This window comes from Martinezella lusitana (assembly GCF_900094565.1).
GTDB lineage: Bacteria > Pseudomonadota > Alphaproteobacteria > Rhizobiales > Rhizobiaceae > Rhizobium > Rhizobium lusitanum.
Genome location: NZ_FMAF01000001.1, coordinates 425,586 through 445,566 on the forward strand (window position 1 = coordinate 425,586; position 19,981 = coordinate 445,566).

The 19,981-nt window shown below is 61.0% G+C and carries 22 protein-coding genes; 10 read left to right on the forward strand and 12 right to left on the reverse strand.

Annotated features, from left to right (window positions below):
• Window positions 1-30: 30 nt before the first annotated feature.
• Window positions 31-759 carry a DsbA family protein gene (locus tag GA0061101_RS02010; RefSeq protein WP_037193498.1) on the reverse strand — a complete coding sequence of 243 codons (729 nt, stop codon included), beginning with the start codon at window positions 757-759 and terminating at the stop codon, window positions 31-33.
• A 169-nt stretch (window positions 760-928) separates the two neighbouring features.
• Window positions 929-1,423, reverse strand: a complete 495-nt coding sequence (locus GA0061101_RS02015) for a DUF721 domain-containing protein (RefSeq protein ID WP_037194338.1) — start codon at window positions 1,421-1,423, stop codon at window positions 929-931.
• 98 nt (window positions 1,424-1,521) lie between these two features.
• On the opposite strand from GA0061101_RS02015, the gene mutY reads away from it, so the two are divergent.
• From mutY to GA0061101_RS02030, 3 genes are read left to right on the forward strand one after another with little or no spacing between them, the layout of a single operon-like run.
• Window positions 1,522-2,610: an A/G-specific adenine glycosylase gene (gene mutY / locus GA0061101_RS02020; RefSeq protein ID WP_092572916.1), complete on the forward strand. Its 1,089-nt coding sequence runs from the start codon at window positions 1,522-1,524 to the stop codon at window positions 2,608-2,610.
• Window positions 2,611-2,627: 17 nt separating this feature from the next.
• A complete protein-coding gene (locus tag GA0061101_RS02025; RefSeq protein WP_092572917.1) occupies window positions 2,628-3,242 on the forward strand; it encodes an HAD family hydrolase in 615 nt (204 codons plus the stop codon).
• Between the two features lie 4 nt (window positions 3,243-3,246).
• Window positions 3,247-3,612: a nuclear transport factor 2 family protein gene (locus tag GA0061101_RS02030; RefSeq protein WP_047560602.1), complete on the forward strand. Its 366-nt coding sequence runs from the start codon at window positions 3,247-3,249 to the stop codon at window positions 3,610-3,612.
• 188 nt (window positions 3,613-3,800) lie between these two features.
• Here the strand turns inward: GA0061101_RS02030 and GA0061101_RS02035 are convergent, their stop codons facing one another.
• Both GA0061101_RS02035 and GA0061101_RS02040 read right to left on the reverse strand, forming a co-directional pair.
• Entirely contained in the window at window positions 3,801-4,931 is a 1,131-nt protein-coding gene (locus tag GA0061101_RS02035; RefSeq protein WP_037193489.1) for a site-specific DNA-methyltransferase, read from the reverse strand.
• A gap of 349 nt (window positions 4,932-5,280) precedes the next feature.
• Window positions 5,281-6,180 (reverse strand): SDR family oxidoreductase, encoded by a 900-nt coding sequence (locus tag GA0061101_RS02040; RefSeq protein WP_037194337.1) that lies wholly within the window; start codon window positions 6,178-6,180, stop codon window positions 5,281-5,283.
• Window positions 6,181-6,278: 98 nt separating this feature from the next.
• Here GA0061101_RS02040 and GA0061101_RS02045 point away from each other — a divergent pair, with 98 nt between their 5' ends.
• On the forward strand, window positions 6,279-7,103 hold the full coding sequence (locus GA0061101_RS02045) for a helix-turn-helix transcriptional regulator (RefSeq protein ID WP_037193487.1): 825 nt from the start codon (window positions 6,279-6,281) through the stop codon (window positions 7,101-7,103).
• A gap of 18 nt (window positions 7,104-7,121) precedes the next feature.
• On the opposite strand, the gene GA0061101_RS02050 is transcribed toward GA0061101_RS02045, so the two are convergent.
• The gene (locus GA0061101_RS02050) at window positions 7,122-7,487 is read right to left on the reverse strand and encodes an antibiotic biosynthesis monooxygenase family protein (protein WP_037193485.1); all 366 of its coding nucleotides are present in this window, start codon (window positions 7,485-7,487) and stop codon (window positions 7,122-7,124) included.
• Window positions 7,484-7,813, reverse strand: a complete 330-nt coding sequence (locus GA0061101_RS02055) for an NIPSNAP family protein (protein WP_037193482.1) — start codon at window positions 7,811-7,813, stop codon at window positions 7,484-7,486. The genes GA0061101_RS02050 and GA0061101_RS02055 overlap by 4 nt, the downstream gene beginning before the upstream one ends.
• A gap of 71 nt (window positions 7,814-7,884) precedes the next feature.
• Here GA0061101_RS02055 and GA0061101_RS02060 point away from each other — a divergent pair, with 71 nt between their 5' ends.
• Window positions 7,885-8,583: an ArsR/SmtB family transcription factor gene (locus GA0061101_RS02060; protein WP_037193480.1), complete on the forward strand. Its 699-nt coding sequence runs from the start codon at window positions 7,885-7,887 to the stop codon at window positions 8,581-8,583.
• On the opposite strand, the gene GA0061101_RS02065 is transcribed toward GA0061101_RS02060, so the two are convergent.
• The 4 genes from GA0061101_RS02065 to GA0061101_RS39255 form a co-directional block, all read right to left on the reverse strand.
• The gene (locus GA0061101_RS02065) at window positions 8,580-9,005 is read right to left on the reverse strand and encodes a DUF1284 domain-containing protein (protein ID WP_037193478.1); all 426 of its coding nucleotides are present in this window, start codon (window positions 9,003-9,005) and stop codon (window positions 8,580-8,582) included. The genes GA0061101_RS02060 and GA0061101_RS02065 overlap by 4 nt on opposite strands.
• Window positions 9,002-9,592, reverse strand: a complete 591-nt coding sequence (locus GA0061101_RS02070) for a biotin transporter BioY (RefSeq protein WP_037193475.1) — start codon at window positions 9,590-9,592, stop codon at window positions 9,002-9,004. Before GA0061101_RS02070 ends, GA0061101_RS02065 begins: the two co-directional genes overlap by 4 nt.
• 286 nt (window positions 9,593-9,878) lie before the next feature.
• Window positions 9,879-10,547: a GntR family transcriptional regulator gene (locus GA0061101_RS02075; RefSeq protein WP_037193472.1), complete on the reverse strand. Its 669-nt coding sequence runs from the start codon at window positions 10,545-10,547 to the stop codon at window positions 9,879-9,881.
• 84 nt (window positions 10,548-10,631) lie between these two features.
• On the reverse strand, window positions 10,632-10,784 hold the full coding sequence (locus GA0061101_RS39255) for a hypothetical protein (RefSeq protein ID WP_167669522.1): 153 nt from the start codon (window positions 10,782-10,784) through the stop codon (window positions 10,632-10,634).
• On the opposite strand from GA0061101_RS39255, the gene GA0061101_RS02080 reads away from it, so the two are divergent.
• Window positions 10,783-11,475, forward strand: a complete 693-nt coding sequence (locus tag GA0061101_RS02080) for an HAD family hydrolase (protein ID WP_047638876.1) — start codon at window positions 10,783-10,785, stop codon at window positions 11,473-11,475. The two genes, GA0061101_RS39255 and GA0061101_RS02080, sit on opposite strands and share 2 nt — an antisense overlap.
• A gap of 123 nt (window positions 11,476-11,598) precedes the next feature.
• On the opposite strand, the gene GA0061101_RS02085 is transcribed toward GA0061101_RS02080, so the two are convergent.
• Window positions 11,599-12,225 (reverse strand): hypothetical protein, encoded by a 627-nt coding sequence (locus tag GA0061101_RS02085; RefSeq protein ID WP_037193468.1) that lies wholly within the window; start codon window positions 12,223-12,225, stop codon window positions 11,599-11,601.
• Between the two features lie 313 nt (window positions 12,226-12,538).
• Here GA0061101_RS02085 and thrC point away from each other — a divergent pair, with 313 nt between their 5' ends.
• The 4 genes from thrC to GA0061101_RS02105 all read left to right on the forward strand — a co-directional run bounded on the left by thrC (window position 12,539) and on the right by GA0061101_RS02105 (window position 18,835).
• Window positions 12,539-13,960 (forward strand): threonine synthase, encoded by a 1,422-nt coding sequence (thrC, locus tag GA0061101_RS02090; RefSeq protein WP_092572919.1) that lies wholly within the window; start codon window positions 12,539-12,541, stop codon window positions 13,958-13,960.
• Window positions 13,957-15,261: a M16 family metallopeptidase gene (locus tag GA0061101_RS02095; protein WP_092572920.1), complete on the forward strand. Its 1,305-nt coding sequence runs from the start codon at window positions 13,957-13,959 to the stop codon at window positions 15,259-15,261. Before thrC ends, GA0061101_RS02095 begins: the two co-directional genes overlap by 4 nt.
• A 50-nt stretch (window positions 15,262-15,311) precedes the next feature.
• A complete protein-coding gene (locus GA0061101_RS02100) occupies window positions 15,312-15,926 on the forward strand; it encodes a GNAT family N-acetyltransferase (RefSeq protein WP_034508238.1) in 615 nt (204 codons plus the stop codon).
• A 71-nt stretch (window positions 15,927-15,997) separates the two neighbouring features.
• Entirely contained in the window at window positions 15,998-18,835 is a 2,838-nt protein-coding gene (locus tag GA0061101_RS02105; RefSeq protein WP_245297431.1) for an EAL domain-containing protein, read from the forward strand.
• A gap of 28 nt (window positions 18,836-18,863) precedes the next feature.
• On the opposite strand, the gene GA0061101_RS02110 is transcribed toward GA0061101_RS02105, so the two are convergent.
• Complete coding sequence (locus tag GA0061101_RS02110) at window positions 18,864-19,919, reverse strand: zinc-binding metallopeptidase family protein (RefSeq protein ID WP_092572921.1); 1,056 nt, start codon at window positions 19,917-19,919, stop codon at window positions 18,864-18,866.
• Window positions 19,920-19,981: the final 62 nt, after the last annotated feature.

Consider the following 19,981-nt stretch of genomic DNA (forward strand, 5'->3'; position numbering starts at 1 on the left):
CCGCCCGCCTGTGCATCAAAAAGGCGCGGATCAGAGAAGGCCGTCGATGAGCTTCGACATGGCACCAACAGACATGTCCCCTGCGTAGCGCTTGCCATTGATCAGGAAGGTCGGTGTCGCATTGACGCCGAAGTCCTTGGCCGCGCGTTCCCTTACTGAATTGACATCATCCAGAAGCTTCTGGTTCGTCAAGCACTTCGTAAAGCTATCCTCAGTAAAACCGGCGAGTTTCGACATTTGCAGCAGTGCGGAGCGGCCATCGACATCCGGAGACGCCCAGGCGATCTGCTGCTTGAACAGCATTTCGACCATCGGCATGTACTGTTCCTGCGGGGCGCAGCGGGCCAGCATGAAGGCTGCGGCGGCGCGCGGATCGAACGGGAATTCGCGGATGATGAAGCGAACCTTGCCGGTGTCGATATACTTCTGCTTGATAGCGTCAAAGGTCGTGACGGCAAAATGCGCGCAGTGCGGGCAGGTCAGCGACATATATTCGACGATCTTGACCGGAGCATCTTCCTTGCCGAGTGCGATTTCCGGCAGCGCGCCGGGCTTCAGCACTTCGCTCATGTTGACATCGCCATCCGCCGGGGGAACCGCGTCGTCGCCGGAGCTGGTGGTCTCCTGTCCGCCCGCGGCCGTCGAGGCATTTGCGGCGGATGCGGTGTCGGCAAAGGCCGAGAACGCCACGGAAAGCGCTGCAACGGCAGAACCGCCCAGCAGGTGGCGTTTGGTCAAGAACATGTCGGACATCGGCATAGAGTCACCCGTCGTTAAAAGAGGTCTTCGAATGTTTCATGCGATATAACGGCTGGTTGCCGCTAACAAGGCACGGTTGGGCAACTTTCTTCAAAGAATTGTGACCTGGCAAAGACAAACAACTTAAATTTCCTCCACAATTCAGGAAATATGCGGTTCGCCCGGTCTGTTACCGCCGCTTCCAGACCATCGCGGTGCCCAACCTCTGAATAGCCGCCCGCAACTTCTCGTCCTCGATGCCATCCATCATGCCTTCGAGCTTGCGGGCAGCCTCGCCCTTCAGCGGCGGCGGCGTGCGGGAGCGCTTCGACGCGACCGAGACCGGCTTTTGCACGATGCGGATCTGGCTGATGGCGTGGAAGCCGAAGAAACCGTTGATGCGCTGGATGAGCTCGCCTTGCGCATGGGTGAGAAAAAGCGCGCGGGCGCCTTCGCAGGCTATGGTGAGTACGCCGGGCTGGTAGCGGCCGTCATCGCCCGAACCTCCATGCCTTGCCCAAGCGATCTTTTCCGGCCGCGTGCATTCCGCGAAATCCTCCCCGGCGATTTCATCCCAGGAACCGAGCAGCGCCGTATTGATCCCGGCGCGCTTCGCCAGCACGGGATCGACGATGCCGTTGGTCAGCTCGGAAATCTGCTTCTCGCCTTTTCGGGGATAACTCATCTCAATCGGGTTCCCGCACACGCTTTGTACGTTCTGGACCTTGATCGCCCGACGCAGCTTGGCCAAGTATAGAGCACTTCCCCTCGACGCGGCAAATCATGACCAAGACTTCGCAATCCCCTTCGGCCGCATCCCTGCTTGCCTGGTACGACCGCCATCATCGAGACCTGCCCTGGCGCGTCTCGCCGCCGATGGCCGCGCGCGGCGTCACGCCAGACCCCTATCATATCTGGTTGTCGGAGGTGATGCTGCAGCAGACCACGGTGCCTGCGGTCAAAGCCTATTTCGCCAAGTTCCTCGAGCGCTGGCCGACAGTCGGCGATCTGTCTGCGGCTCCCACCGACGATGTGATGGCCGCCTGGGCCGGCCTTGGCTATTACGCGCGTGCCCGAAACCTGAAGAAATGCGCTGAAGCCGTGGCGGCGGACCATGGCGGGCGCTTCCCCGATACCGAGGACGGTCTGCGGGCCCTGCCGGGGATTGGCGACTATACGGCGGCGGCCGTCGCGGCCATTGCCTTCAACCGGCAGGCGGCCGTCATGGACGGCAACGTCGAGCGCGTCATTTCCAGGCTCTATGCTATCTCGACGCCGTTGCCTGCAGGCAAGCCCCTAATGAAGCAGAAAGTGGCATTGCTAACGCCTGCCGACCGCCCCGGCGATTTCGCGCAGGCGATGATGGATCTGGGTGCTACGATCTGCACGCCGAAACGACCGGTCTGTTCGCTGTGTCCTTTCAACAATGCATGCGTGGCGCTGGCGTTGCATGATCCTGAGCATTTTCCAGTGAAGGCGGCAAAGAAAGATAAGCCCGTGCGGCAGGGAGCAGCCTTCGTGGCGGTCAATGGCGAGGGCGAAATCTATCTGCGCCGGCGCATCGCCAGCGGGCTGCTCGGCGGCATGACCGAGGTTCCGACCACCGGCTGGACGGCACGGATCGATGGCGAGACCGGCACGGACGCCGCCCCCTTCCCGGCCGATTGGCAGGCAGCGGGGACCGTGACGCACGTCTTCACCCATTTCGAACTGCGGCTGTCGATCTATCGCGCTCAGGTGGCATCGGGCAGCAACCGCAATGACGGATGGTGGGAACCGGTTACAAATCTTGAAGCGCAAGCCTTACCAACCGTCATGAAAAAAGCGATCACCCAGGCTATTCCTCGCGCATTCATTAAAGCCAGTGCCTAAACATCAGGAACTCATTCATGACCACGGAAATACGGCATATCGTTTTCGATATCGGCAAGGTTCTTCTTCATTACGACCCCACCCTTCCCTACAGCCGCGTCATCCCGGACGATGCCGAGCGCGAATGGTTCCTGGCGAACGTCTGCACCCATGAATGGAACATCGAGCAGGATCGCGGCCGTACGTGGGAAGAAGCGGAAGAGCTGTTGATCGCCGAACATCCGGAGCGGGCGGAACAGATCCGTGCATTCCGCAAGCACTGGAACGAAATGGTGCCCCACGCCTATGACGACAGCGTCGCGATCTTTGAAGGATTGATCGCTGAGGGACGTGATGTCACCATGCTGACCAACTTCGCCTCCGACACGTTTCGCGAGGCGCAGATGCGCTTTCCGTTCCTCAACAAACCGCGCGGCGTCACGGTCTCCGGCGATATCGGGCTGATCAAACCGGATGTCGCAATCTACGATGCGCATGCCAGGAGCTTCGGCCTCGACCCCGCGTCAACGATTTTCATCGACGATTCGCTCGCCAATGTTGAAGGCGCCAAGGCTGCCGGCTGGCACGCGGTCCATTTCACCGGCGCCGAGAAGCTGCGCAGCGATCTCGCCGCCCATGGCATAAAGGTTTGAACCGATGATCTTCGATCCCGCAGAACGCATCGACCTGTTCCACGACGCCATCAATCGTCTCGATTACGAGGCGATCGAGAATTTCTTCGCTGACAATGCCACCTATGTCTCCAACGGTGTCGGCAGCCTCTCCGGCCGCGCCGAAATCATGGAGGCCTTCCGGGGTTATTTCGATACATATCCCGACCAGACGGCGTCCAATTCGCTGGTGGAAACGCTGACACCGCTTTCGGGCCGCGCGGTCTGGTCCGTTCGCGCCACCAACAGCAAGACAGGCAAGCCGCTGATCCGCGAGGGCGAGGAAACGATCACCTTCGACGAAGACGGTCGCGTCGTACGCGTCGACGTCACGGACTATCAGGACTTCTGAGACCGGAAGCTAAAGAGACGCCCAGGGCCTTACCGGACGTATCGTGCGGTAAGGCCCTGAGCGTTTCGCCTTCTTCCCTAACTGGAGGTACATGACGGAAGAAGGCGGTATTCGGATCCGGCCTTAGGCGACGTCCCGGAAACCGTGAGGCGGTTTACAACCGGACCTGCCCGCGCTTGCGACTGAGGCTACTCCACCTTTGCCATATCGCTGCGGATGATGGCCCGGAGCTCGTCGATCGGGCGCAGGGACCGCCCGTCGTCGACATGCCAGAACATCCATCCGTTGCATGCATCAAGGCCCTGGACCTTCGCGCCAAGGCGATGAATGGAACCGGCCTCACCGCCGGAAGCAACCGTGCCGTCGGCGCGCACGATGGCGCTATAGCGACGCTTCGCATCCGTCAGCACCTGGCCGGGCTTGATAAGGCCGCTCTCGATGAGCACGTTGAAGGCGACACGAACTTCGGCCTTCTTGCCGGTCATGACGGTCAGCTCCGCCTTGCCGAGCGGCTCGACGGCGGCGATGCGAGCACTGGCAGCGTCGATATAATCCTGCTCGCGCTCGATGCCGACGAAGTGGCGCCCGAGGCGCTTGGCGACGGCGCCGGTCGTGCCCGAGCCGAAGAAGGGATCGAGAATGATGTCGCCGGGCTTGGAGGAAGCCATGATGACGCGGGCGAGCAGCGCTTCCGGCTTCTGCGTCGGATGCGCCTTCTTGCCGTCTTCGCCCTTCAGCCGCTCGTTGCCGCTGCAGATCGGAAACAGCCAGTCCGAGCGCATCTGCACGTCGTCGTTGGCGGCCTTCATGGCGTCGTAGTTGAAGGTATAGCCCTTGGCCTTGGCGTTCGGGCTCGCCCAGATCATCGTCTCATGCGCGTTCTGGAAACGGCGGCCCTTGAAATTCGGCATCGGATTGGTCTTGCGCCAGACGATATCGTTGAGGATCCAGAAATTCAGGTCCTGCATGGTCGCGCCGACACGGAAGATGTTGTGATAGGAGCCGATGACCCAGATCGTGCCTGCCGGCTTCAGCACGCGGCGGCAGGCAAGCAGCCAGGCGCGGGTGAAGGCATCATAGGCTTCGAAGGAGGCAAACTGGTCCCATTCGTCATCGACTGCGTCGACAAGCGATTGGTCGGGACGATGCAGCGTGCCGCCCAGCTGGAGATTATAGGGCGGGTCGGCAAAAATGACGTCGACGGAATGATTGGGTAGTGCTTCAAGAGCCGCTACGCAATCGCCCTTGATGATCGTGTCGATCCAGGACCCCGGAACTGCTGAGGTCCTGAGGTCGGCAAGCGGGAAAACTGACGCCATGTGATACTCTCTGTTACACTTACTCGATGCTCTTAACTGGGTGTTATGGTTACCTAACTTGGTTACCAAAGGCTGAAGCGGAGAGCATTTTCTCGAAATTCCGGTGGAACGGGTTAAATGGCGCCGACAACGCCAATGGCACAGATGACCATCGGGACGGTCCCCGGCAGTCGCAGCCAAAGATTAATCTGTTGGGCAATTTTGGCCGCGCCGTCGACTTCGATCGAAGCTGAGTCCGTGCCGTTCGCTTTTGACGAACTGGTCCTGGAGTTGCGTAAAAACAATAACATGGAGCCGACAGAGACGCGGAAATCCGCGGCCCTGCCTTCATACGCCTGGCGTCAATGCTTCAGCGAGCCACATCACCGTATTGCATTGCGTCGAGATCGGCGATCAGCGACGGACCGGTCGGATGCCATCCGAGCCGTGCCCGGGTCTGAACACTGGAAGCGGGGAAATCCATGCCGGCAAACGCCGACATCCATCCAAAATAATCCGCTGCCTCCTCGCGCGAAATGGACACGGCCGGCACATTCAAGCCGCGGCCAATGGCTTCCGCGATTTCGCGGACTTCAACGCCCTCTTCGTCAACCGCATTGTAACGTGCTCCCGGTTCCCGCTTTTCCAGCGCGAGCCTGTAGAGACGCGCCACATCGAGCAGGTGCGCAGCAGGCCAGCGATTGCGTCCTTCGCCGATATAGGCTGCGACGCCCTTTTCGCGAGCGATGGCGATGAACGGCGTGATGAGGCCCTGCTTGCGCGTATCATGAACCTGCGGCAATCGGACCACCGATACGTTCACTCCCGCATTCAACAGCTCAGCGCCCGTCAGTTCGGAAGCGATACGTGGATTGGGATGGCTGGTGTTGAAGACATCTTCGGTCCCGGGCTGGCCGGGCTCATGATTTCCCATGCCGGTGCCGGAGGTTATGACCAGCGGCCGATCCGAGCCGGCAAGTGCGGCGCCGAGCGCCCGGATGGCGTGTCGATCCTTTTCGCAATTTTCCACGAACCTTGAGAAATCGTGGTCGAAGGCTGTGTGGATCACGCCGTCCGCCTTCGCCGCGCCGCTGCGCAAGCTCTCCGGATCCTCAAGAGTTCCCCTGTGCACTTCGGCGCCTGCAGCCGCCAGCGATTGCGCTCCGGCGTCCGACCGGGTCATGCCGATCACCTGATGGCCAGCGTTTATAAGTTCCGGAACAAGGGCTGAACCGATAAAGCCGGTCGCACCCGTAAGAAAGATACGCACGATGACGTCTCCTTGTTGGTCGAGCACGCACTATCCGACCATCCTTTATTCTGTTAAAGTAGTGACATCATCATATTATAATTGCTAACAGGATCATCATGCCGATCAATACCGGCAACTCATTGGGAGCCTTCTTGAAGGATCGCCGCAACCGGCTTGATCCGGCGACTTTCGGCTTTTCGGGGCGCCGACGCACCCCCGGACTGCGCAGGGAAGAGGTAGCCCAACGCGCCAACATAAGCCCCACCTGGTACACATGGTTGGAGCAGGGTCGCGGCGGCTCTCCCTCCTCGGACGTATTGAACCGGATCGCCACCGGGCTGATGCTGACCGAACCGGAGCGCGAACATCTTTTCATGTTGGGGCTCGGGCGGCCACCCGAGGTTCGTTACAGGACCACCGAAGGCGTCACTCCTCGGCTGCAACGCTTGCTGGACTCGCTCGACGCAAGTCCCGCCTTGATCAAGACCGCCACCTGGGATGTCGTCGCGTGGAACCGCGCCGCAGCCGTGGTCCTGACCGACTATGGCACACTTCCCGTCGAGCAACGCAATATTCTGCGCCTGCTATTCGGCAATCCCGCCATTCGCGCTTCACAGCATGACTGGGAGAACCTGGCCCGTTTTGTGGTGGGAGCCTTTCGGGCCGATGCGGCCCGCGCCGGTGCGGTGTCGGAAGTCAGCGAGCTTGTCGATGAACTCTGCAAAGTCAGTTCGGAATTCGAAGCGTTGTGGCTTGAGAATAACGTTCACGTCCAGGGGGAAGGATTAAAGCACCTGCGCCATCCCAAACTTGGCCCTATCGAGCTGGAATATTCCGCCTTTGCCGTCGACGGCCGACCCGATCTCGGTTTGGTCATCTATACCCCGGCCGACAGATCGGTTGCCGACCGTATCCGCTCACTTGTCATGCAGCAGCTTTGACTTTGCCGAGGCCGACTATCAGGCCCCGGCTCGCTCGGCTGAATCATGAATTTCCCGGCTATCAGCCGGCGCCTCGTCCCGCTCGTTCATGCCGTAGTCGCGGACGACATGGGCGATACGCAGACGGTAGTCCGCAAAAACAGTTCCTCGACCGGCCTTCTGCGCCGCGCGATGGGCTTCGCGGTTGCGCCACTCCTTGACCGCCGCCTCGTCGCGCCAGAAGGAAAGCGACAGGATCTTGCCGCTCTGGCTGAGACTCTCGAAGCGCTCGATGGAGATGAAACCTTCGATCGTTTCGAGTTCGGCGCGCAGCTTTCCGGCTATGTCGAGATAGTGCTGACGCTCATCGGGATGGGGAACGACTTCGAAAATGACTGCGATCATGGCGATATCCTCGGCGTATGCGGCAGGGATATATTTTTCAGGAAAATACGATCCTCCTGCAAGATGAAACGCTCGCGGCGGGAGAAATCGTGATTCGCCTGGGCCTGCGGATCGGCGGCCAGGCTTTTGCGATAAGCCTCGTAGGCGGCCAGGCTCTCGATATTGTAGACGCCGTAGGCTGTCGTCAATGAGCCCTCGTGCGGGGCGAAATAGCCGATAAGATCGGCGCCATTGCGCGGGATGATCTGGCCCCAGGCCTTGCCATATTCGGCGAAGGCCTCCTGCTTGAAGGGGTCGATCTGATAGCGGATGAAACAGGTGATCATGGCTTTCTCCTTTGCTGATACGGATGTTTTCGCACATTGAAGAACGGAGATGCTTCGGCTACGATCGAAGTATGAAAGAAGGTCCTGACATAGCGCAGATCGGCTCGTTGATCGGTGATCCGGCGCGAGCAAACATACTGACGGCCTTGATGGGCGGCCGCGCGCTGACGGCAACAGAGTTGGCGGCTGCGGCCGGCGTGACGCTGCAGACGGCAAGCGCCCATCTTTCCAAGCTCGAAGCGGGTGGTTTACTGGCGCAGCGCAAGCAGGGCCGGCATCGCTATTTCGCGCTGGCGGATGATGGCGTCGGCAAGCTGCTTGAAGGGATCATGGGTTTTGCCGCCAGCCGCGGACACCTGCGCCACCGCCCCGGCCCGAAGGAGCCGGCGCTGCGCAAGGCGCGCATCTGCTACGATCATCTTGCCGGTGACTATGGCGTGCGCATGCTCGACAGTCTGATAGAAGGTGGTTCGATTTCGGCCATGGGCGAAGGCCTGAGCCTGACGGCGCAGGGCGAGACCCACCTTGGTTCGATCGGCATAGACATATCCGGATTGCGGTCGAGCCGCCGTCCGCTCTGTCGATCCTGCCTGGACTGGAGTGAACGCCGCGCCCATCTCGCCGGCAGCCTCGGCAAGGCACTTCTTGCGAATTTCCTCGACAAGGGCTGGGCGCGGCGAACCGAAAACAGTCGCTCGATCTTCTTTACGCCGGAAGGCGAGCGCCGTTTTCTGGCGCTCTTTCCGATCGAGGCGGGCGAGCCCTCCTAGGCGTGGCCGATCAGGACGTCGGCGAAATTGCCGGCTGCAATTCGGCTGCAGAGATCTCCCCATTCGCAACCAAGGCAGGCGTGGCGAATCTCGCCGCTGGCGAAATTCCGCCGCAGTTTTGCAAGCAGGGCGGCATCGGGCACCAGCATCGCGCCAATTTCGATCTCTTCTCCCAGCAGGGCCACCACGTCCGCAAGAGCGGCGGCGTCCCGCTCGATGACCGACGCCTTAAAACAGTGCGGCTCCATCTCGTCCAGAAGCGGTGCGCAGATATCGTCAGGCCCGGAGACCAGCTTGATCTCCTCCCCTTTTGTCAGACGCTCGGCAATGCGGCGATAATTGTCGGTGAAGGCCGGCGTATAGCCTTCACCGACGAAGGTCAGCATGCAGAGCAGATGGTGGGCGCGAAGCCGAACAGTCAATTCAGCTTTGCCTTGCCGCTATAGACCTGGGCGGTCTTCAATACTGCGGCCGCAAGCGCGGATTTCAGCACGGCGCCAAGGATGAACGGAGCGACGCCTAAGAGCCAGCCCTTTTCAGCGCCGATCAATGCCGCAAGCCATGCGCCACCGATCGCGAGGCACAGGATATTGGCCGAGAGATGGGCGAGGAAACTACGCACGACGCGGTCGCCGCTCCAGCCGCGCTCGGCAAGCCAGCCGACCAGCGCGCCAATGATCGGGAAAGAGACGAGATAGCCGACCGTAGGCCCCATGAAGGGCGCGATGCCGCCTGCGCCGCCGGCCAGAACCGGAAAACCGACCATGGCTTCGCCAAGCCACGCCAGAATAGTGATCGCGCCGAGACGCCAGCCGTAGAGCGCGCCGATCATGGTGATCGCAAAGGTCTGCATGGTGATCGGCACAGGCACCATCGGCACCGAAATCTGCGACGCGAGCGCCAGCGCCAGCGTTCCGGCGAGAACGAAGGCGGCCTTGACGACCAGCGACCGTTGAGCAAGGCGCAGCGGGTCAAAGGTGGCTTCTTCGTGATGATGCAACAGGGACATGAGCTCTCCTTCTAGAAATTATAGATAATTTTTAATTCCCATCTATTTTATGTCCGAGTTTATAGATCGAGGCAAGCGGCGGATGCGTAAATTTATGCTGCTTGGGGCAGGAGTGCCCGGAAAGCATGGATTTCAAAGGGAAGAAAAATGGTAGTACCGCCTTCAGGTACGGAGCTTTAGACCAAGTCCCGTACCGCAGATCAGATAGAATGAGCCAACTCCTGCCATCGAAAAATGACTCGCGCGAGTGCTTCCGCCAAAAATTATCTATAATTTTTTCGAGTGCTCAACCGACGATCGCGAAGGCCTCGCGCGTCGAGCCTGAGGGAGTGCGCACGGGAGCGCGACCGATCCATTGGACGTGCTTCTGCAGGATGGCGGCAGCCTCGTCGGCGCGCCCTTGGCGGAGTGCGGCCAGGATGGCGCGATGATCGTGATCCGTGCGCTTTTCCCAGCCGGATTGCCATGCGGAAAAGAGAAAGCGGGCGCTGGCGGCATGCAGGTCGTCGATGGCGGCCAGCAGGCGCACCATGCCGCAGGGCGCCAGGATGAGACGATGGAAGCGGCGATTGGCCTCTTCCCAGGCATGGACATCGCCGGCGGCATCGCCTTCCCGCGTCGCCTCCTCGGCGGCATCCAGAATGGCAGGCGTCAGGTGCTGCGCCGCATGCTTCAAGGCGAGACCCTCGAGTGCCGCGCGCATTTCGGCGACTTCGCGAACCTCCTTGAGATCGAAGGAGGCGACGCGAACGCCGCGACGCGGCAAGTTGATCGCCAGGCCCTGCGCTTCCAGCCGCCGGAATGCCTCGCGCACCGGCACATGGCTGGTGCCGAACTCCTCGGCGATGTGATCCTGCCGCAGCCGCGCATCGGGCGCGATCTCACCACGGATGATGCGGTCGGCAAGCACCCGGCTGATGCGGCTGGCAATGGTGTCGTGACGCTCCTTGGCCATGGCCGATCCTTAAAGCCGGGCTTACGGATTGTCGAGCGACATGCTGAAGTCATGAAGCCTTTTGAACTCCGCCGACCCTTTCCGTCAGCGCAGCACAGCCATGCCCGCCAATTGGTTGAGCTTTGCCGGCACATCGTGTAAAGCGCGACGGTCATTTTTCTGAGCATGTTCCGACACACTGACGGTTTTCCACCGAACATGCCGAACCCAGCCCTCATCAAAGGCAGCAATTCTCATGAGTAATGGCTTCGACCTCATCATCTTCGACTGCGACGGCGTTCTGGTCGATTCGGAAATCATCGCGGCAGACGTCGAATCCAAACTGCTGACGGATGCAGGCTATCCGATCAGTGCCGAGGAAATGGGCGAGCGCTTTGCCGGCATGACCTGGCACAACATTCTGTTCGAAGTCGAGCGCGAGGCCAGCATCCCGCTCTCCGCATCGCTGCTCGACAAATCGGAAAAACTTCTGGATCTGCGGCTCGCCAACGATGTCCAGGCGATTTCCGGCGTTCCGCTCGCGCTGTCGCGACTGCCGATGCCGCGCTGTGTCTGCTCGAACTCCAGCTCCGCGCGTCTCGACATGATGCTCACCAAGGTCGGCTACCTCAAGCTGTTCGCGCCGCATATCTACTCCGCCAAGGATCTCGGCGCCGACCGTGTGAAGCCCAAGCCGGATATTTTCCTGCATGGCGCCGAGCAGATGAACGCCAACCCAGCCAATACCATCGTCGTCGAGGATTCGGTCCACGGCGTCCAGGCGGCGCGCGCCGCCGGCATGCGCGTCATCGGCTTCACCGGTGCTTCGCATACCTATCCCTCGCATGCCGACAAGCTGACCGATGCCGGCGCGGAGACCGTGATTGCCCGTATGGCCGACCTGCCTGGCATCGTCATGGCCCTGGCCGAATGGGATGGCGTTTTGTGAGATATCGCAGGCTGCAAAGAAAAGGCCCCGCCGCGAGACAGGGCCTTTTCTTTTTCATTTCGTGCGAATGACATATGCGCCCACACAATCGCGACGCAGGTCGGATGCGCAGGCGACGTGCGCTTAGTGGCGCTTCTTGCGTGCCGGCTTCTCACCCTTGTCAGGCTTCTGCGGCCCCTGGTCGAAACTGACCTGGACGATGGTAAAACCGCCTGAACCACCGGTAACGCTGATATCGTCGTCCCTGAAGAGGAACTGGGCCGTGCTCTCGCCCGGCGGAATTTCAGCCGTGTAGTTGATGGTCTTGCTGTAAAGCGCGGTCTCATTGTCCATGACGGCGACATGGATCGGCAGGGTCACCTTGCCGGAGCTACCCATCGGGCCGGCGACCAGACGCCCTTGCACGGCGACATGAATCCCGAGATTGGTGCCATCGGTCGTGCACTGGCGCGTCGCCTCCGCCAGCGAGGCCTGATAGGTCAACTGGTTCGGGTCATCCTTGGCGCCCTTGGCGTAAGTCCGGTAGACGGCTGCCTGGTCGGGGATGGTAACCTGCGGGCATTTGCCGGCGACATAGGCCTGACCACCAGTTACCTGCGGAGCAGCCCCGGTGGTACCCGCCTGCGGTGCGACCGTAACATCCGTTCCCGGCTGTTTGTCACTGTTGCCGCCAAGGCCAAGAGAGCTGCAACCAGTCAGCAATGCCAGAAGCGAAGCGGAAAAAAGACGACGCGAAACCCTGCCAAACACTATTATTCCACCCTCTCCATACAATTCACATTATCGGCCTGAAGCCTGTCGGACGGGCCTTTTATGACACTTGGCGATGGTCTATACCAGCGACGCAGCGAAAAATCGATTGGGTAGACACCGTTTTGGCTCACTTTTCGAGATCGACATATTGGCACAAACTGCCGCCCGCCGGCGCTGATCCCACGCGCCTTGCGCAAACGCGAAAACCACGCGGCTGATCCGACGCAAAAAGACAGGCCGCCGTCGTTTCGTTCCTCTACTCTCTCAACCGATCACTCAGGCAATTTTGCGACCGAAGGAATTCTAGACCGTGGACTATATCTCAACGCGGGGAGAAGCCCCTGCCCTTGGCTTCTGCGACGCCCTCCTGGCCGGCCTTGCCCGTGACGGCGGGCTCTACGTTCCCCGTGAATGGCCGACCCTGACGAAAAAAGAGATCCGCGCCTTCCGCGGCAAGAGCTACCAGGACGTCGCCTTCGCCGTCCTGTCGCCCTTCACCAACGGCGAAATCCCCGCCGATGTCTTCCGCGGCATGATCGACGACGCCTACGCCACCTTCCGTCATCCGGCGGTGACGCCGCTGGTGCAGACCGGCCCGAACAGCTTCGTCATGGAGCTGTTCCACGGCACGACGCTCGCCTTCAAGGATGTCGCCATGCAGCTGCTCGCGCGGCTGATGGACTATGCGCTGGAAAAGCGCGGGCAAAAGGCAACGATCGTCGGCGCCACATCGGGCGATACCGGCGGCGCGGCAATCGACGCCTTTGCCGGCCGCGAGCGCACCGACATCTTCATTCTATTTCCGCATGGCAAGGTCTCGCCGGTGCAGCAGCGGCAGATGACCACCTCGACCGAAGCCAATGTGCATGCTCTGGCGATCAACGGCAATTTCGATGATTGCCAGAACCTCGTCAAAGCCATGTTCAACGATGCCGGCTTCCGCGACAAGGTCAGGCTTTCCGGCGTCAACTCGATCAACTGGGCGCGAATCATGGCGCAGGTGGTCTATTATTTCACCACGGCCGTTGCGCTGGGCGGCCCGGACCGGAAAATCTCCTTCACCGTGCCGACGGGCAATTTCGGTGATATTTTCGCCGGCTACGTCGCCAAGCGGATGGGCCTGCCGATCGACCGCCTGGTCATCGCCACCAACGAGAACGACATCCTGGCGCGCACGCTGAAGACCGGCCGCTACGAGATGCGCGCCGTCAAGGCAACCACCGCGCCGTCGATGGATATCCAGATCTCCTCCAACTTCGAGCGGCTGCTGTTCGAAGCGAATGGCCGTGACGCCTCGAAGGTGCGCGCCGCGATGGAAAGCCTGAAACAATCGAGCGGCTTTTCGATCAGCGAAAAGGCCTTGAAGTTCATCAAGAAGGACTTCCGCGCCGGTCGTGCCAGCGAAAAGCAGGTGGCAGAGACAATCCACAAAACACTGGCGGAAACGGGTTACCTACTCGATCCGCACACGGCCATCGGCGTCTTCGTGGCGAAGAAAAACGAGCGGTCGACGAGCCCGATGGTGACGCTTGCCACCGCGCATCCCGCGAAATTCCCCGCCGCAGTAAAATCCGCATGTGGTATTGACCCGGCGCTTCCAACGTGGCTTGCTGGTCTGATGACCAGGGAGGAGCGTTTCGACGTTCTCGATCCGGAGCTTAAAGCCGTGGAAAGTTTTATCGGCGAGCATGCCCGGGCCGGGGAACAACAGACGCGGAAAGACAAGCGATGACAGTGGAATGCACCCGGCTTGCGTCCGGGCTGACAGTAGCAACCCAATCGATGCCACACCTCGAAAGCGTGGCACTCGGCGTTTGGATCAAGTCGGGTTCGCGTAACGAGACCGAAGCGGAACACGGGATCGCGCATCTGCTCGAGCATATGGCGTTCAAGGGTACGGCGCGGCGTTCCGCGCGGCAGATCGCCGAGGAGATCGAGAATGTCGGCGGCGAAGTCAATGCCGCTACCTCGACCGAAACGACCTCCTATTATGCACGCGTGCTGAAGGACCATGTGCCGCTCGCAGTCGATATTCTTGCCGACATCCTGACGGAGTCCGCCTTCGAAGAGGAGGAGCTGGCCCGCGAAAAGCAGGTTATCCTGCAGGAAATCAATGCGGCGAACGACACGCCCGACGACGTGGTCTTCGACAAGTTCTCCGAGGTCGCCTATCGCGGCCAGACGCTCGGCCGCGCAATTCTCGGTACGCCGGAAACCGTCGTCTCCTTTTCGCCAGAGCAGATTCGTCACTATCTGGACCGCAACTACACGACCGATCGCATGTTTGTCGTGGCGGCCGGTGCGGTCGATCATGAAAGCTTCGTGCGTCAGGTGGAAGAGCGCTTCTCCAGCCTGCCGACCAAACCCTCCACTTCGCCCGTCATCGAGCCGGCTCGCTATATCGGCGGCAACATCCGCGAAACGCGCGACCTGATGGATGCGCAGATCCTCCTGGGCTTCGAGGGGCGTGCCTACCACACGCGCGACTTCTACTGTTCGCAGATCCTTGCCAATATCCTCGGCGGGGGCATGTCCTCGCGTCTCTTCCAGGAGGTGCGCGAATTCCGGGGTCTCTGCTATTCGGTCTACGCATTTCACTGGGGCTTCTCCGATACCGGCATCTTCGGAATCCACGCCGCCACCGGCGGCGAGAACCTGCCGGAGCTGCTGCCCGTCATCGTGAAAGAGCTCCATAAGTCCTCACACGACATCCAGCAGCAGGAAATTGAGCGTGCCCGCGCCCAGATCCGCGCGCAGCTGTTGATGGGCCAGGAAAGTCCTGCTGCCCGTGCCGGCCAGGTCGCCCGGCAGATGATGCTTTATGGCCGCCCGATCCCGAACCAGGAGATGCTGGAGCGCCTGGAGGGCATCACCATCGACCGGCTGACGGATCTTGCCGGCCGCCTGTTCTTCGATACAGTACCGACGCTTTCGGCGATCGGGCCGCTGGAACAGCTTGCACCGATGGAAGACATCGTCATGTCGCTGTCGCTGTCGTCGCCGGCGCCCGCCTCCAGAAGCGCGAGCGGCTAAGGCCACGCCGCGGGCCGATGGGTTCAATTCTCGGGGGAGTGCTTGGCGGCATGCAAAAATCTGTCTTTCGGTTTCTCTCACGTCATCCGGACGCGGTTGAACTCGAAAACGACCAATATTTGCTGCGCCTGCCGCGTTACTCCGATTTCAATCAATGGCACAGGCTGAGAGCCGAAAGCCGCCGCTTCCTGGAGCCTTGGGAACCGACCTGGCGGCATGACGAGCTGACCGAAGGCGCCTACCGGGCGCGCATCATCAGGGGCAAGCAGGAATATAGTTCCGGCCAGGCCATACCGTTATTCATTTTCCTTAGGGAAAACATGACGTTGGTCGGAGGCATAACGATCGGATACATTCGCCGCGGTGCTGCGCAGAGCTGCATGATCGGATACTGGATGGGCGAGCGCTATTCCGGTCAGGGTCATATGTTCGCCGCACTTCAGTTGGTTATACCCTATATCTTTTCCGGACTTGAGTTGCACCGTATTGAAGCAGCCTGTATTCCGGATAACGAGCGTAGCATGCGGCTTTTGGAAAAGGCCGGTTTCCAGCGAGAAGGTCATTTGCGCGGGTATCTAAAAATCAACGGTCAGTGGCGCGACCATGTCATGTTTTCAAGGTTGGCAGCGGATGCCGACCCGAACCGAAAATACGACCAGCGATGACCACCGGATTGATGCCAGCAATGCCGACCGCCAAGCGGCTCTGCGCGCTGCTCGCAACGCTCGCGGCCACCATGCTGCTCCTGTTTGCCGGCATGGCGCACGCAGCCGAGCCCGTGAAGATTTCCCGCGACGACACAGCCCTCGACCTGACGGCAACAACGGAGATCTATACCAACCAGGGCGAGGCCTTTCAGGTCTCAACGGCCGCCGGCGCCGACGGCATCCGGCGCCGGATTGAGGTACGATCCTCCTCACCGAACCATCAGGGCGACTGGGCCGTTTTCGCGCTCGCCAATGTTTCCGAAGAGCAGCTGGAACGCGTCATCGTCGCCCCGCATTTCCGCCTGGTGAATTCGAAGGTCTTCTGGCCGGACCTCGGCTCGCAGCGCATCGTCGCGATCACGCCGAGCGAAGGCTTTGCGCTCGACCGGCAACCGAGCGACGAGGCCGATGTGTTCCGCATCACGCTGAACCCCGGCGCCGTCGTCACCTTCGTTGCCGAACTCTCGTCTCCGAACCTGCCGCAGCTCTATCTCTGGGAACCCAACGCCTACAAGGATACGGTCAACGCCTTCACGCTCTATCGTGGCATCGTGCTCGGCATTGCCGGCCTGCTGGCGGTGTTCCTGACCATTCTCTTTGTCGTCAAGGGCACCTCGATGCTGCCGGCAACGGCAGCGCTCGCCTGGGCGGTGCTCGGCTATATCTGTGTGGATTTCGGCTTCCTCGGCAAGCTCATCATGATCACGTCAAGCGATCAGCGAATATGGCGCGCCTGTGCGGAGGTGGCGCTCGCTTCAAGCCTGGTGATCTTCCTGTTCACCTATCTCAACCTCAATCGCTGGCATGCGCACCTGGGCTACGTCACGCTCGCCTGGGTCCTTGGCCTCGCCCTGCTCTTCGGCGTGGCGATCTACGATCCGTCGATCGCGGCCGGCATCGCCCGGTTGTCGCTGGCACTGACTGCGACTGCGGGTCTGCTGCTCATCATCTATCTGGGCTTCAGCCGCTATGACCGCGCCATCCTGCTGGTGCCTGCCTGGGCGCTGATCCTCGTCTGGCTGTTCGGCGCCTGGATGACGGTGACGGGCAAGCTCGACAACGACATCATCCAGCCAGCACTCGGCGGCGGCCTCGTGCTGATCGTCCTGCTGATAGGCTTCACGGTCATGCAGCATGCCTTTGCCGGCGGCGCATTCCAGCAGGGCCTGTTCTCGGATCTCGAACGGCAATCCCTAGCGCTTACCGGCTCCGGCGACACCGTCTGGGACTGGGATGTAGCACGCGACCGCGTGGTGACGACGCCCGACATCTCGACGAAGCTCGGCCTGTCGCCGGGCACCATGCATGGCGCGGCGCGCAACTGGCTGCCGCGGCTGCATCCCGACGACCGCGACCGCTTCCGCGCGACCCTGGACGTGCTTCTCGAACATCGTCGCGGCCGGCTGAACCACGAATTCCGCATCCGCGCCGAAGACGGACATTTCCACTGGCTGTCGATCCGCGCGCGGCCGGTGCTTGGATCGAACGGCGAGATCATTCGCTGCGTCGGCACCATCGTCGATATCACAGAGCAGAAGAATTCGATCGAGCGGCTGCTGCACGACGCGGTGCACGACAATCTGACCGGACTGCCGAACCGACAGGTCTTTCTCGATCGCCTGCAGGCCGTTCTGACGCTGGCGCCGGAGGGCAACCAGCTGCGGCCGACCGTCATGGTGATCGACATCGACCGCTACAAGCTCGTCAACGACACACTCGGCGTCGCTGCGGGCGACAATATTCTCATCGCGCTGACGAGACGCCTTCGCCGCCTGCTGAAGCCTCAGGACACGCTCGCGCGCCTTTCCGGCGACCAGTTCGGCTTGATCCTCGTTTCCGAGCGCGATCCGGCCAAGGTGGCCGACTTTGCCGACGCGATCAGCAAGGCGATCATGGTGCCGATCAACTTCGCCAATCGCGAGATCATCCTGACGGCATCGGTCGGGCTGACGTCCTGGGTCGACCAGCAGGAAAATGCGCCCGGCATGCTCAGCGACGCCGAGCTTGCCATGTACCGCGCCAAGCGCGCCGGCGGCAATCGCGTCGAGCCCTTCCAGCCCGCCTTCCGCAGCTTCGGTACTGACCGTCTGCAGCTCGAAACAGACCTGCGCCGCGCCGTCGAACGCAAGGAACTCTCGCTGGTCTATCAACCGATCGTGCGGCTTGAAGACGCCGAGGTGGCCGGCTTCGAGGCGCTGATGCGCTGGGAACATCCGAAGCGCGGCAATATTCCGCCAACGGAATTCATCCCCATCGCCGAGGCCTCGGACATTATCGGTCCGCTCGGCATGTTCGCGCTGGAGCAGGCGACCAACGATCTGATGGCTTGGCAGCGACAGACCGGCGACCTGCCGCTCTTCGTATCCATCAATCTCTCCAGCGTGCAGCTGCTCAACAACGAGCTCTACGACGATATCCGTGCCCTGCTCGCCAAGACCCATTGCGATCCGAGCCGCATCAAGCTCGAGCTGACGGAATCGCAGGTGATGGAGAACCCGGAGCAGGCGCGGCTCGTGCTCGACAAGCTGCGCGAAGCCGGCATCGGCCTGGCGCTCGACGATTTCGGCACCGGCTATTCCTCGCTCGCCTACCTTACCCGCTTCCCCTTCGACATGATCAAGCTCGACAAGGCGATGGTCCGCGACGAGAGCGACAAGAAGGCCATCCTTCTGCGTTCCGTCATTTCCATGGCGCGCGAACTCAACATGCGCGTCGTCGCCGAGGGAATCGAATCCGAAGAGGATGCGCTGGAGCTCGCCAAGATCGGCTGCACCTACGGTCAGAGCTTCATCTTCGGGCCGCCGATGGGCACGGATTCCGTGATCAGGCTGTTGAAGGAACGCTTTCCTCTGACGAAGCGTGCATAGACCTTCCCCTCCCCGGCTGGGTGGCGGATCAGGCGTCGTTGATTAGGGTGCGGACATAGTCCAGCTTCGCCACCACCGGCGGCGACAGGATGAAGGGATAGGAGTCCGGCTGCCCCATGCTGCGCTGAATGGCGTTGATCGCGACGCTCAAGGGGATCCAGGCGCTGACGAGCTGGTCGGCGCTTTCGGCTCTATAGGGATTGAAATCCACCTCCGCCGCCATCTCGTGATAACCAAAGGGGTCGACCGCCAAACCGAAGGAGCGCGCGGTTTCCAGCGTATCGACGATGTGCAGGTAATGCGCAAAGCATTCCGCAAAATCTTCCCAGGGATGGGCGCTGGCATAGGCACTGATGAAGTTTTCGTGCCAGTTCGGCGGCGGGCCATTGTCATAGTGAGACTGAAGCGCCATGCCGTAATCCGCTCTCTCGTCTCCGAAGACGGTGCGGAAAACATCGAACCGGCCGCGGTCGCGCACGAGCTTGTTCCAGATGAAGTGGCCGGTCTCGTGGCGGAAATGGCCGAGCAGCGTGCGGTATGGCTCGTTCATGGAGGCGCGCGCCTGTTCGCGCGTCACGTCGTCGGCTTCGGCGGCACGAATAGCGATCAGCCCCTCTTCATGGCCGGTCCTGGCGGGCACGACATTGCTGCCCTGCACCTCATCTTCGAGGAAGTCGAACACCAGCCCGCCCACAGGATCCTGTTGTCGATCAGGATGCGGCAGGTTCCAGCGCAACAACGAATAGAACAGATGCCGCTCGGCCTGACCGATGCGCCGCCAGCGGTCTATGCCCTGTTGGGTATCCGTGTTGGGCACCAGGCGGTTGTGACGACAGGCTGTGCAGAATGGCTGCGGGTCGTCCGCATCGACAAGCCAATTGCAGATATCGAGTTCGGCGTTGGCGCAGAAACGGACGTGGCTCGATGGCTCGGCGACCAGATGCCAATTCGCTCCTTCCTCGGCCTCCAGCGCATATATGGCCAGCCGATCCGGGACGAATCCGAGCTGATGACCGCAGCGGACACACTGCCTGTTGTCGAAATGCACCGGCTGGCCGCAATGGTCGCAAGTGAAAAGCCGCATGGAAACCCTCTTCGAAATAACGTCCCATCGACACGAAAGAGCCCGTCGCGTCTCCGAGACAG